The sequence below is a fragment of the Saccharothrix sabaoui genome, assembly GCF_051756985.1.
GTDB lineage: Bacteria > Actinomycetota > Actinomycetes > Mycobacteriales > Pseudonocardiaceae > Actinosynnema.
The window spans coordinates 1-13,214 of sequence record NZ_JBPKJK010000210.1; the positions used below are offsets into that span (position 1 = coordinate 1).

The 13,214-nt window shown below is 74.2% G+C and carries 13 protein-coding genes; 9 read left to right on the forward strand and 4 right to left on the reverse strand.

All coding sequences use genetic code 11. From position 1 onward, the window contains the following. Positions 1-1,089 (forward strand): NlpC/P60 family protein (locus ACR807_RS37625; protein WP_438926288.1); only part of this gene is annotated, 1,089 nt, incomplete at its 5' end. Between the two features lie 26 nt (positions 1,090-1,115). Here ACR807_RS37625 and ACR807_RS37630 read toward each other — a convergent pair. Then, on the reverse strand, positions 1,116-1,997 hold the full coding sequence (locus tag ACR807_RS37630) for an ion transporter (RefSeq protein WP_438926289.1): 882 nt from the start codon (positions 1,995-1,997) through the stop codon (positions 1,116-1,118). A gap of 314 nt (positions 1,998-2,311) precedes the next feature. Here ACR807_RS37630 and ACR807_RS37635 point away from each other — a divergent pair, with 314 nt between their 5' ends. The 6 genes from ACR807_RS37635 (at position 2,312) to ACR807_RS37660 (ending at position 8,644) form a co-directional block, all read left to right on the forward strand. Beyond that, complete coding sequence (locus ACR807_RS37635; RefSeq protein ID WP_438926290.1) at positions 2,312-3,736, forward strand: sensor domain-containing diguanylate cyclase; 1,425 nt, start codon at positions 2,312-2,314, stop codon at positions 3,734-3,736. A gap of 507 nt (positions 3,737-4,243) precedes the next feature. Next, positions 4,244-4,990 (forward strand): MHYT domain-containing protein, encoded by a 747-nt coding sequence (locus ACR807_RS37640; RefSeq protein ID WP_438926291.1) that lies wholly within the window; start codon positions 4,244-4,246, stop codon positions 4,988-4,990. 77 nt (positions 4,991-5,067) lie between these two features. Next, positions 5,068-5,622: a molybdenum cofactor guanylyltransferase gene (gene mobA, locus ACR807_RS37645; protein ID WP_438926292.1), complete on the forward strand. Its 555-nt coding sequence runs from the start codon at positions 5,068-5,070 to the stop codon at positions 5,620-5,622. A gap of 72 nt (positions 5,623-5,694) precedes the next feature. Then, complete coding sequence (locus tag ACR807_RS37650; protein WP_438926293.1) at positions 5,695-6,726, forward strand: AAA family ATPase; 1,032 nt, start codon at positions 5,695-5,697, stop codon at positions 6,724-6,726. A gap of 71 nt (positions 6,727-6,797) precedes the next feature. Then, positions 6,798-7,679: a DUF58 domain-containing protein gene (locus ACR807_RS37655; RefSeq protein ID WP_438926300.1), complete on the forward strand. Its 882-nt coding sequence runs from the start codon at positions 6,798-6,800 to the stop codon at positions 7,677-7,679. Then, a complete protein-coding gene (locus tag ACR807_RS37660; protein WP_438926294.1) occupies positions 7,679-8,644 on the forward strand; it encodes a VWA domain-containing protein in 966 nt (321 codons plus the stop codon). The genes ACR807_RS37655 and ACR807_RS37660 overlap by 1 nt, the downstream gene beginning before the upstream one ends. A 37-nt stretch (positions 8,645-8,681) precedes the next feature. On the opposite strand, the gene ACR807_RS37665 is transcribed toward ACR807_RS37660, so the two are convergent. The 3 genes from ACR807_RS37665 to ACR807_RS37675 are packed head-to-tail and all read right to left on the reverse strand — an operon-like array spanning position 8,682 to position 11,590. Next, complete coding sequence (locus tag ACR807_RS37665) at positions 8,682-9,578, reverse strand: TAXI family TRAP transporter solute-binding subunit (RefSeq protein WP_438926295.1); 897 nt, start codon at positions 9,576-9,578, stop codon at positions 8,682-8,684. Beyond that, positions 9,575-10,930, reverse strand: a complete 1,356-nt coding sequence (locus tag ACR807_RS37670; protein ID WP_438926296.1) for a sensor histidine kinase — start codon at positions 10,928-10,930, stop codon at positions 9,575-9,577. Before ACR807_RS37670 ends, ACR807_RS37665 begins: the two co-directional genes overlap by 4 nt. After that, on the reverse strand, positions 10,931-11,590 hold the full coding sequence (locus tag ACR807_RS37675) for a response regulator transcription factor (protein ID WP_438926297.1): 660 nt from the start codon (positions 11,588-11,590) through the stop codon (positions 10,931-10,933). A gap of 56 nt (positions 11,591-11,646) precedes the next feature. On the opposite strand from ACR807_RS37675, the gene ACR807_RS37680 reads away from it, so the two are divergent. Then, on the forward strand, positions 11,647-12,372 hold the full coding sequence (locus tag ACR807_RS37680; RefSeq protein ID WP_438926298.1) for an ANTAR domain-containing protein: 726 nt from the start codon (positions 11,647-11,649) through the stop codon (positions 12,370-12,372). 139 nt (positions 12,373-12,511) lie between these two features. Then, a partial coding sequence (locus ACR807_RS37685; protein ID WP_438926299.1) for a LolA-like protein occupies positions 12,512-13,214 on the forward strand: 703 nt, incomplete at its 3' end.

The window sequence follows — 13,214 nt, forward strand, 5'->3', positions numbered from 1 at the left end:
CACGCGATGGAGCTGGCCAACAAGGCGCGCGTCGACCTGGAGACCGCGCGGACCGAGGCGGACGAGGCGCGGCGGGGGGCGGACGCGGCGCGCGTCGAGGCCGACGCCGCCGCCCGCGCCGTCGAGGACGCCCGCACCGCGCTCGACGAGTTCGCCGCCGCCAGCTTCCAGCAGGGCAGCACCGTCGGCTCGGTCTCGGCGTACTTCGGTGCGACCAGTCCCGAGGACCTGCTCGCCCGCGCCCAGCTGCTGGAGGCCGTCGGCGCGTCGAGCCTCGACGCCCTGGAGGACGTCGAGCGCACCCGTGCCGAGATGGGCAACAAGGACGCCGCGGCGCGTGCCGCGCTCGACCTGGCCGACCGGAAGGAGGCCGCCGCCGACCAGGCCAAGCGCGACGCCGACGCCGCCCAGGCCGGTGCCGCGCTGGCGCAGCAGGGCCAGGCCGCCGCCGCGAAGGCCGCCCAGGACGACGTGGCCCGCGTGCAGGCCGAGCTGGACGAGGCGCTCGGCACCGTGGACGGCCTGGAGGACCAGCGCGCCCGCTACGACCGGTGGCTCGACGACAAGCGCCGCGAGGACGAGGAGGCCGCCCGGCAGGCCGCCCTGGCCGCCGCGCAGCAGCCGCAGGCCCCGGCCGCCCGGCCGGACCCCGTCGTGGCCGCGCCCGTCGGCGGCGGCGTGGAGACCGTCGTGGCGCGCGCCGTGCAGCACCTGGGCGTGCGCTACTCGTGGGGCGGCGGCAACTACGACGGCCCCACGGTCGGCATCCGCGACTGGGGCGTCGGCGACTCGCACGGCGACTACTACAGCGTCGGCTTCGACTGCTCGGGACTGATGATGTACGCGTTCGCGGGTGTCGGCATCTACCTGCCGCACTACAGCGGCTACCAGTACAACGCGGGCCGCAAGGTGCCGCTGTCCCAGGCGCGGCGCGGCGACATGCTGTTCTGGGGGCCGGGGGGCGGCACCCACGTGGCCCTCTACCTCGGCGGCGGCATGATGGTCGAGGCGCCGTACTCGGGCTCGTCCGTCCGCATCGCCCCGGTGCGCTACGGCGGCATCATGCCCTTCGCCACCCGCCTGCTCTGACCGCGTGCCGGTGACCCGGGAGCGGGTCACCGGCCGACGCGCTCCAGGCGCAGGTCGCGGATCTCCTCGCGGAGGGCCCTGATCTCGTCGGCGAGAACCCGGTCGTCGGTGCCCGCGGGGGTGTCGGTGCCCGCGGGGGCGTCGGTGGCGGCCGGGGTGTCGGGCTCCATCGCGCTGCACACCACGGCGATGAACAGGTTCAGCATGGTGAAGGTGCCGACCAGCAGGTAGACCACGAAGAACAGCCACGCCAGCGGCTGGGTGACCATCAGGTCCCGCATCACGTCCGACCAGCCGTCGCCCGTGGTGATCTGGAACAGGGTGAGCACGGTCGCGCCGAGGTCCGCGAAGCGCGGGTCGCCGCTCGGGCGGAACAGGTTGACCGCCACGACGCTGCCCACGTACAGCACGAGCAGCAGCAGGCCGGACAGCGACAGCAGGCCCGGGATCGACCTGACCAGGGCGCTCACCACGCGGCGCATGCTCGGCACCATCGCGATGAGCCTCAGGGCGCGCAGGATGCGCAGCGACCGCACCACCGACAGCGGACCCGCGGCGGGCAGCAGGGAGACGCCGACGACGACGAGGTCGAAGCAGTTCCACGGGTCGCGGAAGAACGCCAGGCGGTGCGCGTAGAGGCGGGCGGCCAGCTCGACCACGAACACCGCCAGCGCGATGGTGTCCACAGCGGACAGCGCGCCGCCGTACGCCGCGACCGCGGTGGCCGACGTCTCGCAGCCGAGGGTGATCGCGTTCACCACGATGACGCCGATGACGAAGCGCTGGAAGCGCTTGCCGTCCACGACGTCGCGGACCCGTTCGCGCAGCACCACGCCGAACTCCTTCTTCGCACACCGGGGGACGTCGGGCCCATCGGCGTACCGGTGGTCCGGCTTGAGCCGGTTCACCCGGTCGGGAGCTCGCGGGAGTCCACAAAGGATTGTCGCGGTAATGGGGTGAATATTCACTCTGCCGCATTCCTCCGACCTCGTGGGGTCGTGCGTCTCGATCGGTGGCGGCGGCCCCGCCGGGAGGGGAGTTGCGCCACCCGGGGGTCCACCGGATAACCGATCCGCCCGAACGTGATTTTCGGTAGCGTCGAACACCAGGGGAAGTCACGTCCAGGGGGGACCATGACGACCGATTTCGCGATTCCCGACAACGGCGGATCACCATGCGGCGGATCACCACACGACGGATCACCACACGGCGGACGAGCGCGATGACCGGGGACCTGTACCGGGCGGTGCTCGAACGGGGTGACGCCGCCGTGCTCGTGGTCGACCGGCACGACCTGGGGGTGCGGTGGGCGTCCCCGGCGGCGCGGCGGCTGTTCCGCGGCGCGTCCGGCCCGCTGCCGGACCTCGTGGCGCCCGCCGACGCGGCGTCCGTCGGCACGTTCCTGCACGCGGCGGGCAGCGCGGGGGCGTCCCGCTGCACGTGCGCGGTGCCCGTGGAGGGCTCGGCCCACCGGCGCGTCGACCTGGTCGTGCGCGACCTGGCGGAGGAACCCGACGTGGGCGGGCTCGTGGTGGTCGCGCTCGACGTCACCGGGTGGGCGGAGACGACCGCCGAGCTGGGCCGGCGGCTCAACACCGACGCGCTGACCGGCTTGGCGAACCGGACCGGCTTCCTGCCCCGGTTGGAGCAGGCGGTGCGCGGCGCGCCCGGACCGGTGCTGGTGTGCCTCGACCTCGACCGGTTCAAGGAGGTGAACGACCGCCACGGGCACGCCGCGGGGGACGACGTGCTGCGGCTCGTGGCGGCCCGGCTGCACGCCGCGGTCGACGGCCGGGGCACCGCGGCGCGGCTGGGCGGCGACGAGTTCGCCGTGCTGCTCGACCGGCTCGACGAGGACCAGGCGGTCGCCGCCGCGCACGAGATCCTCACCGCGATGGGCGGACCGCTGGTCGTGGGCGACGACGTGGTGCGGGTGTCGGTGTCGGCCGGCCTGACGTTCGTGCGCCCCGGCCGCGGCGCGGAGGACCTGCTGCACCAGGCCGACCTGGCGATGTACCGGGCGAAGGCGGTCGGCCCGGTGACCGTCTACGACGACGGCCTGGAGGACTGGGCGCTGGCCCGCAAGCAGCAGGTCGACCTCCTCGCCGAACGCCTCGCGCAGCTGCGCGCCGAGAACCGGGCGCTGGCCGAGGCGGCGACCACCGACCAGCGCACCGGTCTGCCGAACGCGGCCACGTTCGACGCCGACCACCAGCGCCGCAACCGCGCGGGCGAGCCGTACAGCCTGCTGCTGATCGACATCGACCGCTTCCACAGCTACAACACCCTCTACCGCTACCTGGCCGGGCACGAGGCGTTGCGCGCGGTCGGCCAGGCCATCAGCGGCACGGCCCGGGCGGGCGACCGCGCCTACCGCTACGGGGGTGAGGAGTTCACCGTGCTGCTGCCCGGGACCAGGCTGGACGGCGCGCTGGCCCTGGCCGAACGCGTCCGGCGAGCGGTCGAGCGCCTGGGCGTGGAGCACCGGGGCACGCCGGAGGGCGTCGTGACGGTCTCGATCGGCGCGGTCGAGGTCGCGCCGGGCGCGTCGGTCACCGAGGCGGTGGAGCAGGCCAGCGTCGCCGTGCTGGAAGCCAAGGACGCGGGCCGCAACCGGGTGGTGGGGCGCTGGGCGTGCACACCCTGACCTGCTCATCTGTTCACCCGCCCGCCCGCCGCCCGCCCGCTCACTCACCCGCCCACTTGTTCACCCGCCCGCCCGCTCACTCACCCGCCCGCCCAGCGCCGCTGACCGCCGCTGACCGCCGCTGACCGCCGCTGACCGCCGCTGACCGCCGCTGACCGCCGCTGACCGCCGCTGACCGCCGCCGTCGTCGGTCGCGCCGACCCCGGTACGATGGAGAATGTAGGATTGTTGAACGATCCTACAGCGATGATCGGGTGGTAGTGCGGCGCGGGTGAGGGGGTGGGCGAGGAGTGCGTCGCCGTGCGTTTGGGTGGTTACGAGGGGTGACGATTCTTTTGGGTCACCTGCATGGGGGGACGTTGAGCTGAATGCCGCGTCAATGACTACTCAAAGTAGAAAACAGAGGTGAACAGGTCTCAAGTTCATGAACTCGACCGGCCGTACCTGGAGAACTTGGTGACAGCGGGTTAGTAAAGGGGCCTCCCGACCCCAGGAACCGGTGCCCCCGTGAACCACGACCTCATGCACTCCTCCGGAGACCTCTCCACCCTCGTCGTCGCCTACGTGGTCGCCGTCGTCGGCTCGCTGATCGGCCTGGCCTGCATGGCCCGCGCCCGCACCGAGCGGCAACGGCAGGTGAAGGTCCGCTGGACGGTGTTCGGCGCACTCGCCATCGGTGGCATCGCGATCTGGCTCATGCACTTCGTCGCCATGCTCGGCTTCGACGTGCCCGGCGCCGTCGTCAAGTACTCCGCGCCGCTGACCGCCCTGTCCGCCGTCGTCGCGGTCGGCGTGGTCGGGCTCGGGCTGTCCCTGGTCACGTTGGTCCGCTTCACCCGGATGCGGCTGCTCCTCGCCGGTACCCTGGCCGGCCTGGGCGTGGCGGGCATGCACTACATCGGCATGTCGGCCCTCCGCTTCAAGGGCGAGATCGGCTACGACCCGGTGCTGGTCGTCGCCTCCTGCGCGATCGCCGTCGTCGCGGCCACCGCGGCGTTCTGGTTCACCCTGGTCGTCAAGACCGCGCAGGCCACCGTCGCGGCCGGGTTGATCATGGGCGTCGCGGTCACCGGCATGCACTACACCGGCATGGCCGCGGTGACCGTCACGAGCGACCCGACGCTGGCCGCGCCGCAGGGCAGCACCGTGTTCGACCTGGTGTTCCCGGTGTTCGTGACCAGCGGCCTGGTCGTGGCCGTGCTGCTGTGGATGCTGTTCACCTCCGGCGACGACGCGGTCGGCGAGCCCGCCTGAACCGGCCCCCGCGACCCGAGCCCCCGCGTCCCGGCCACCCACGACCCGAGCCCCCGCGACCCGGCCCAGCCGCTACCGTGGGCCGCGTGTGGTCGGCGGTGGTGCTCGCGGGTGGGCGGGGCAGCAGGCTCGGCGGCGTCGACAAGGCGTCGGTCGTGGTCGACGGCCGCACGCTCCTCGACCGCGTGCTCGACGCCGTGGCGGGTGCCCGGGAGACGGTGGTCGTCGGACCTCTCCGGGACGTTCCCGGCCTGGACCTCTCGGGCGTGCTGTGGGCGCGTGAGGACCCGCCCGGCGGCGGGCCGGTCGCCGGGCTCGCCGCAGGGCTGGCGCACGTCACCGCGGACGTCGTGGTCGTGCTGGCGGTGGACCAGCCCGGCCTCACCAGGTCCACAGTGGACCGGCTCAGGTCCGCCGTGGACAACGCGGACAACGCGGGCGCGGTGCTCGTCGACGCCGGTGGCCGGGCGCAGTGGCTGACCGGCGCGTGGCGCGTCGACCGCCTGCGCGCGGCCCTGCCCGCCGACCCCCGCGACGCCTCCGCGCGCTCGGTGCTCGACCCGCTGCGCCCCGTCCTCGTGCCCGCGCTGGCCGGCGAGGCCCGTGACGTGGACACGCCCGCCGACCTGTAGACCCTTTACAAGGTCCATACCGCCGGCAGGGGAGACTGGGAACAGTCGCACAACCCTGTTCGAGGAGGACCCTTGTCCGAGCCCGCCGCCGAGGCGCCCACCACGCCGGCTCGTGACGCCCAGCTGCTCGAGCGCACCGTGTTCGAGGTCAAGCGGGTGATCGTCGGTCAGGACCGGCTGGTCGAGCGGATGCTCGTCGGCCTGCTCGCCAAGGGGCACCTGCTGCTGGAGGGCGTGCCGGGCGTCGCCAAGACGCTGGCCGTGGAGACCTTCGCCAACGTCGTCGGCGGCTCGTTCTCGCGCGTCCAGTTCACCCCCGACCTGGTGCCCGCGGACATCCTCGGCACGCGCATCTACCGCCAGGGCAGCGAGACCTTCGACGTCGAACTGGGCCCCGTCGTGGCGAACTTCGTGCTCGCCGACGAGATCAACCGCGCGCCCGCCAAGGTGCAGTCGGCGATGCTGGAGGTCATGGCCGAGCGGCACGTGTCCATCGGCGGCAAGACGTTCCCGATGCCCACCCCGTTCCTGGTGCTGGCCACCCAGAACCCGATCGAGAACGAGGGCGTCTACCCGCTGCCCGAGGCGCAGCGCGACCGCTTCCTGTTCAAGATCCAGGTCGAGTACCCGACGGCCGAGGAGGAGCGGGAGATCGTCTACCGGATGGGCGTCGAGCCGCCGGTGCCCGCCCAGGTCCTCGGCCCGGACGAGCTGGTCCGCCTCCAGGGCGTGGCCTCCCGGGTCTTCGTGCACCACGCGCTGGTCGACTACGTCGTGCGGCTGGTCATCGCCACCCGCGCGCCCAAGGAGCACCAGCTCACCGACGTCGCCGGGTGGGTCGCCTACGGCGCCTCGCCGCGCGCCAGCCTCGGCATCATCGCCGCCGCCCGCGCCCTCGCGCTGGTCCGCGGTCGCGACTACGTGCTGCCGCAGGACGTCGTGGACGTCGTGCCGGACGTGCTGCGCCACCGCCTGGTGCTGTCCTACGACGCGCTGGCCGACGGCGTGCCGCTGGACCACATCATCACGCGCGTGCTCCAGACCGTGCCGCTGCCGCAGGTCTCCGCCCGCCCGTCGTCGCCGCAGCCCGCGGGCAGGCCGTGACCGGGAACACCGAGGACGACGCCGCCGACGCCCGCCCGAACTGGGCGCCGCCGGTCCTGCACGGTGGCCGCATGGAGGCCGCCCTGCGCACGCTCGAACTGGAGGTCCGCCGCCGGCTCGACGGCCTGCTCCAGGGCAACCACCTGGGCCTGGTCCCCGGGCCGGGCTCGGAGCCCGGCGAGGCGCGGCCCTACCAGCCCGGTGACGACGTGCGGCGGATGGACTGGGCGGTCACCGCCCGCACCACCGTGCCGCACATCCGCGAGACCGTGGCCGACCGCGAGCTGGAGACGTGGCTCGCGATCGACCTGTCGCCCAGCCTCGACTTCGGCACGGCGGCGTGCGAGAAGCGCGACCTGGTGGTCGCCGCGACCGCGGCCGTGGCGCACCTGACCCGCGGCGGCGGCAACCGGATCGGCGCGCTGGTGTCCACCGGCGACCAGCTCGTCCGGGTGCCCGCGCGCGGCGGCCTCGCGCACTCGCGCGGCCTCATCCGCAAGGTCGCCGAGACGCCGCGCGCCCCCGAGGGCACCCGCGGCTCGCTGGCCGAGGTGGTCGAGCAGCTGCGCCGCCCGCCCCGGCGCCGCGGCCTGGTCGTGGTGATCTCCGACTTCCTCGGCGGCATGGAGTGGCAGCGGCCCCTCAAGGCGCTCTCCGCCCGGCACGACCTGGTCGCGATCGAGGTCCTCGACCCGCGCGACATCGACCTGCCCGACGTGGGCACGGTCGTGCTCGCCGACCCGGAGACGGGCCGCCAGCGCGAGGTCGTCGCCTCGCCGCTGCTGCGCCGCGAGTTCTCCGCCGCGGCCTCCGAGCACCGCGCCGGGGTGGCCGCCGGCCTGCGCCAGGCGGGCGCGGGCCACCTGGTGCTGCGCACCGACTCCGACTGGATCGCCGACACCGTGCGGTTCGTCGTCGCCCGCAAGCGCCGCTGGTCGGGAGGGGTGGCCTGATGAGCCTGTCCGGGTTCACCGCGCCGTGGTGGTTCCTGCTGCTGGTCGCGGTCGCCGCGGTCGCCGCGCTGTACGTCGTGCTGCAGCGCGTGCTGCGCAAGCGGACGCTGCGCTTCGCCAACCTGTCGATGCTGGAGAAGGTCGCCCCGAAGCGGCAGGGCTGGTACAAGCACGTGCCGGCGGCGTTGCTGCTGGTCGCGTTCATCCTGCTGACCGTGGCGCTGGCCGGGCCGACCGCCGAGCAGAAGGTGCCGCGCAACCGCGCCACCGTGATGCTGGTGATCGACACGTCGCTGTCGATGAAGGCCACCGACGTCAAGCCGTCCCGCCTGGAGGCCGCGCAGGTGGCGGCCAAGTCGTTCGCCGACGGGCTCACCCCGGGCATCAACCTGGGCCTGATCTCGTTCGCCGGGTCGGCCACGGTGCTGGTCGCGCCGACCACCGACCGGGGCGCGGTCACGTCGAGCATCGACGGGCTCAAGCTCGCCCAGTCGACCGCGACCGGTGACGCGATCGTGGCGGCACTCGCGGCGATCGACTCGTTCGGCAAGGTCGTCGGCGGCGCGGACGGCCCACCGCCGGCGCGCGTCGTGCTGATGACCGACGGCAAGGAGACCGTCGGCACGCGCAAGGCGTTCGACGCGGCCGAGGACGCCAAGAAGGCGGGCATCCCGATCTCCACGATCTCGTTCGGCACCGAGGAGGGCGTCGTCGAGATCGAGGGGCGGCGCCAGGACGTGCCGGTGGACGACGACTCCATGAAGGAGATCGCCAAGCTGTCCGGCGGCGAGTTCTTCAAGGCGGCCAGCGCCGAGGAGCTGCGGCGGGTCTACGACACGCTCGGCGAGCAGATCGGCTACGAGAAGAAGCAGTCCGACGCGTCCCGGCCGTGGGTCGCGCTGGGCACCGTGCTGGGCCTGCTGGCCGTGGCGGGCGCGCTGGTCTTCGGGCAACGCCTGCCCTGACGGGTGAGGCACGGGGGCGGGTGACCGACCCCGTGCCTCACCCGTGCAGGTCGCGGTAGACGGCCGCCGCACCGGGGTGCAGGGGCACGCCGACCGTGCCGATGAGGCTGCGCACGTCGAGGAACTGGGTGCCCAGCGCCTGCTCCGGGACCAGCTCGGCGGCGCGCGACACCAGCGTGCGGGTGACGGCGGCGGCGGCCTCCCCGTCCAGCGACGCCCTCCCCACCAGCAGGTTGGCCACGCCGATCGTGGGCACCTCGCGCCCCGCCCCGTACACGCCGACCGGCACCGCCACCTGCTCGTACACCGAGCCGTGTGCGTCCCGCAGGCCCGGCACCAGCTCGGCCAGCGGCAGCAGCCGGATGCGGGACAGGTCCTCCAGCCTGGGCGTGGGCACGCCGCCCGACCACAGCACGGCGTCGATCCGCCCGTCGGCCAGCATCGCCGCCGCGTCGCCGAGCCGGTGGTGCACCACCCGCACGGAGTCGCGCAGGCCGAGCGCGTCGAGCATCCGCCACCCCGTCAGCGACGCGCCCGACCGGGCCGCGCCCAGCGACACGGTCCGCCCGGCGAGGTCGGCGGCGGCACGCGCCGGGTCGTCCTCGCGGACCACCAGTTGCAGGTAGTTCTCGTACACCCGGCCCAGCGCGCGCAGCTCCAGGGCCGGGTCGGCGACGTGGGCGGCGTCGACCAGGGTCAGCGCCAGGTCCGCCCGGCCCTCGGCGAGCAGGTCCAGGTTCGCCAGGCTGCCCTCGGTCTCCAGCACCCGGCCGCGCACGCCGGTCAGCCGGCCGGCGAGCAGCGTGGCGAAGTCGAAGTACATGCCGCCGCGCTCACCGCCGGCGACGGCCAGCTCGCGGGACGGCTCACCCGCCGTGCAGCCGGTCGCGCACCCGGTGGCGAGCAGGCCCAGCAGGAACGCCCGGCGGTTCACAGCGCCGGCTCCAGCGGCAGGGTCACCCGCGCGGTCAGGCCGCGGTCGGACGACAGCGCCAGCGCCCCGCCCCGGGCGCGCACCAGCTGGTCGGCGATGGCCAGGCCCAGCCCCGTGCCGGGCCGGTCGGACCGGCCGCGCCAGAACCGCGCGGTGGCCATCGCCAGCTCCCGCTCCGTCATGCCCGGCCCGTCGTCGCGCACCTCGACCCACCCCGTCCCGGCGGCCCGGTCCGCGCCCAGCGCCACCCGCACCGCGCCCCCGTACTTCACCGCGTTGTCCAGCAGCACGTCCAGCACCTGCGCCAGGTCGGACTCCGGGCAGCGCACCAGCACCGCCAGGTCGGGCACCGGCGGCACCGGCACCTGCCAGAACCCGGCCCGGTCCACCGCCACCGCGCCCACGTCGGTCAGCTCCGGCTCGCGCCCGCCCGCCGCCACCTCCGTCGCCGTGCTCTCCGCCGCGGCCAGCGCCAGCAGCCCGTCCAGCAGGGACTCCAACCGCTCGATCTCGGTGACGCCCGCCGTGTAGGCGACCACGCCGTCCGGTGTCACCTGGGCACCCAGCGCGTCCATCCGCAGCCGCAGCGCCGCCATCGGGTTGCGCAGCTGGTGCGAGGTGTCCGCGATGAGCCGGCGCTGCTGGTCGGCGGCCTCGGTGACGGCGTCGGACATCCGGTTGAACGACTCCGACAGCTCCCGCACCTCCGGCGGGCCGCTGCTGCCCGGCACGTGCGCCCGCCGCTCGCCCGCGGCCACCGCGCGCACCCCGATCGCCAGCTCCGCCAGCGGTTCGAGCAGCCACCGCGCCACCACCTGCACGAGCAGCACCGACACGGCCGCCGCGGCCAGCGCGCCGCCGAGCACCCACAGCCACCGCTCCGTCACGTCCGCCGCCGCGCGCTCCACCGACGCCCGCAGCACGACCGCGCCCGCGACCCGCGTGCCGGTGCCGACCGGGCGCGCGAACACCACGTGCCCGGACGACCAGGGGGTCAGCGTCGCCACGGACGGCGTGGGCTGGTTGCGCAGCGCCGCGTCCAGGGCCTGCGCGAACAGCGGGTCGCCGGCGGGCAGACCCGCCTGGGCGACCGGCCGCCGCCGCGCGTCGACCACCACCACCGGCTCGCCGTACAGGGCGAAGTACGCGCCGACCTCGTCCTCCAGCGCCGCGTCGTCCCGGGTGGTCTCGGCGTGCTGCGCGAGCACGGCGAACCGGTCCAGGTCGGCGGTGCGGCTGAGCACGAACCGCTGCGTGCGCTCGGTGGACGTGGCCGACAGCAGCGGCACGGCGAACCCGGCCACGGCCGCGGCGGAGAACAGCAGGAGCACCAGCAGCAGGCGGCGGCGCACCTACTCGCCCAACCGGTAGCCGAAACCGCGGATCGTGGTCAGCAGGCCCGGCCGGCCCAGCTTCCCCCGCAGGCCCGCCACGTGCACGTCCAGCGACCGCGACACGGCCAGGTACGCGTCGCCCCACACCTCGTCCATGACCTGCTGGCGGCTCACCGCCGTGCCCGCCCGCGCGGCCAGCACCGCCAGCACCTCGAACTCCTTCGTGGTCAACGCGACCTCGACGCCGCCCACCAGCACCCGCCTGGCCTCCAGTTCGACCTCCACGTCGCCGACGCGCACCGTGCGGTCCGCCGGCCCGGCCACCGCCGCGCTGCGCCGCGCCACCGCGTCCATCCGGGCCAGCAGCTCGCCCAGGCGCACCGGTTTCACCAGGTAGTCGTCCGCGCCCAGGCGCAGGCCGCGCACGACCGACCGCTCGTCACCCCGCGCGGTCAGCACCAGCACCGGCACCGGCGAGACCCGCCGCACCTTGCGCAGCACGTCCAGGCCGTCGATGTCGGGCAGGCCCAGGTCCAGCAGCACCAGGTCGAAGCCGCGGTGCGAGAGCAGCGCGTCCGCGCCCCGGCTCACCCGACCGGGGCGGTGCCCGTTGTCCACCAACGCCGCCACCAGTGCCCCGGCGACCCCGTCGTCGTCCTCGACCAGCAGCACCCGCACAGCGTCACCCCCTTCGGTTGCGGCGATTATCGTCCCCTGGGTGTAGACAATGGGGCGTGAGCATTCAGGAGCAGCTCCCGGCGAGCCAGCTGGACGAGGCCAGCGAGGCGCTGGAGGAACTGGCGGGCGTACTGGCGGGCGACCAATCGTTGGAGGACGCGCTCCAGCAGTTGGTCGAGTCGGTGTCCCGCGTCATCCCCGACGCGGACAACGTGTCGGTGACGGTCCTGGGCTCAACCGGTCCGCACACGCCGGCCGCGACCGACCAGAAGGTCCGCACGATCGACGCCGAGCAGTACGAGGCGGGCAACGGGCCGTGCCTGGAGGCCGCGCGCACCAGGAGACCCGTGCGGGCGACCCTGCACGGCGGTCGCGAGAAGTGGCCGGAGTTCGCCCGCGCCGTCGAGCGGATCGGCGTGCGCGCCTACCTGTCCGCCCCGCTCGTCGTGGACGACGAGGCGATCGGGGCGCTCAACCTCTACAGCGGCGCCGACCACGCGTTCGACCCGTTCGACGAGGCGCTGCTGCGGCTGTTCGTCACGGCCGCGTCCACCACCATCACCGGGTTCCGCCGCTACGACCGGTCGCGGGCCCTCGTGCGGCACCTCCAGGCGGCGCTGGAGTCGCGTGCCGAGATCGACCAGGCCAAGGGCGTGCTCATGGCCGCGCACGGCATCGACGAGGGCGAGGCGTTCGCCCGGCTCGTCGCCGAGTCGCAGCGGCACAACACCAAGCTGCGCGAGGTCGCCCGCAACCTGCTGGCGTCCGTGCGCCGACCCTGATTTGTCACCCGCCTGACAAAAGGGATTCGCGTTTTTCGTTTTTCGGCAACAGCCGCGGATCGACCGGTTCGAAATCTTCTCCCGCTGGTTACAGTGTCTGTGGAAAGCCCATTTCCCCATTACTGGTCCGAGGAGGAGCATGCGCCAGAACCGCGTCGCCCTGGTGGGCTGTGCCGCCGTGGTCACCGCCGCGCTGTCCGCGTGCACCGGTGAGCCGGCGCCGCCGGCGCCGGCGGCCAAGACGTTCGACACGCCGCAGGCGCTGGGCGAGGCCAGCCTGGTGGCGGCCGAGGCCAAGGGCTCGGTGACCGTGGACCTGGACCTCGCCACCAACGGGAAGGGCAGCTGCGGGCTGCGCACCGACGACTTCGCGGCCTCCTGCCGGATCTCCACCGCCGACGCCGACGAGGTCGCGTACGTGATGGTGCCGGACGGCATCTACGTGCGCATCCCCGCCGGGCAGGCCCCGCAGCCGGACAAGCCGTGGCTCAAGCTCGACCCGGACGACCCGGCCAACGCCCTGGGGAGGGCGATGGCGGCCGTGGCCGTGCACATCCGCGACGCCGCCGACATCCGCAAGGCGCTGCCCGAGGGCGCGCGGATCGTGGACAAGGCCGAGGAGGAGGTGGCCGGGAAGAAGACCGTCCGGTACACCGCGCACGTGACCGCCGACGGCCGGGCCTCGGTGCTCAAGCTGTGGGTGGACGAGCAGGACCTGCCGGTGAGGACCGAGGTGAGCACGCCGGTCGAGGGCGGGGGAGCGGTGGACGTCGTGGCGGACTACCGCGACTGGGGCGCGCCGGTCGACATCACCCCGCCCGCGCCGGAGCAGGTCGGCCAGC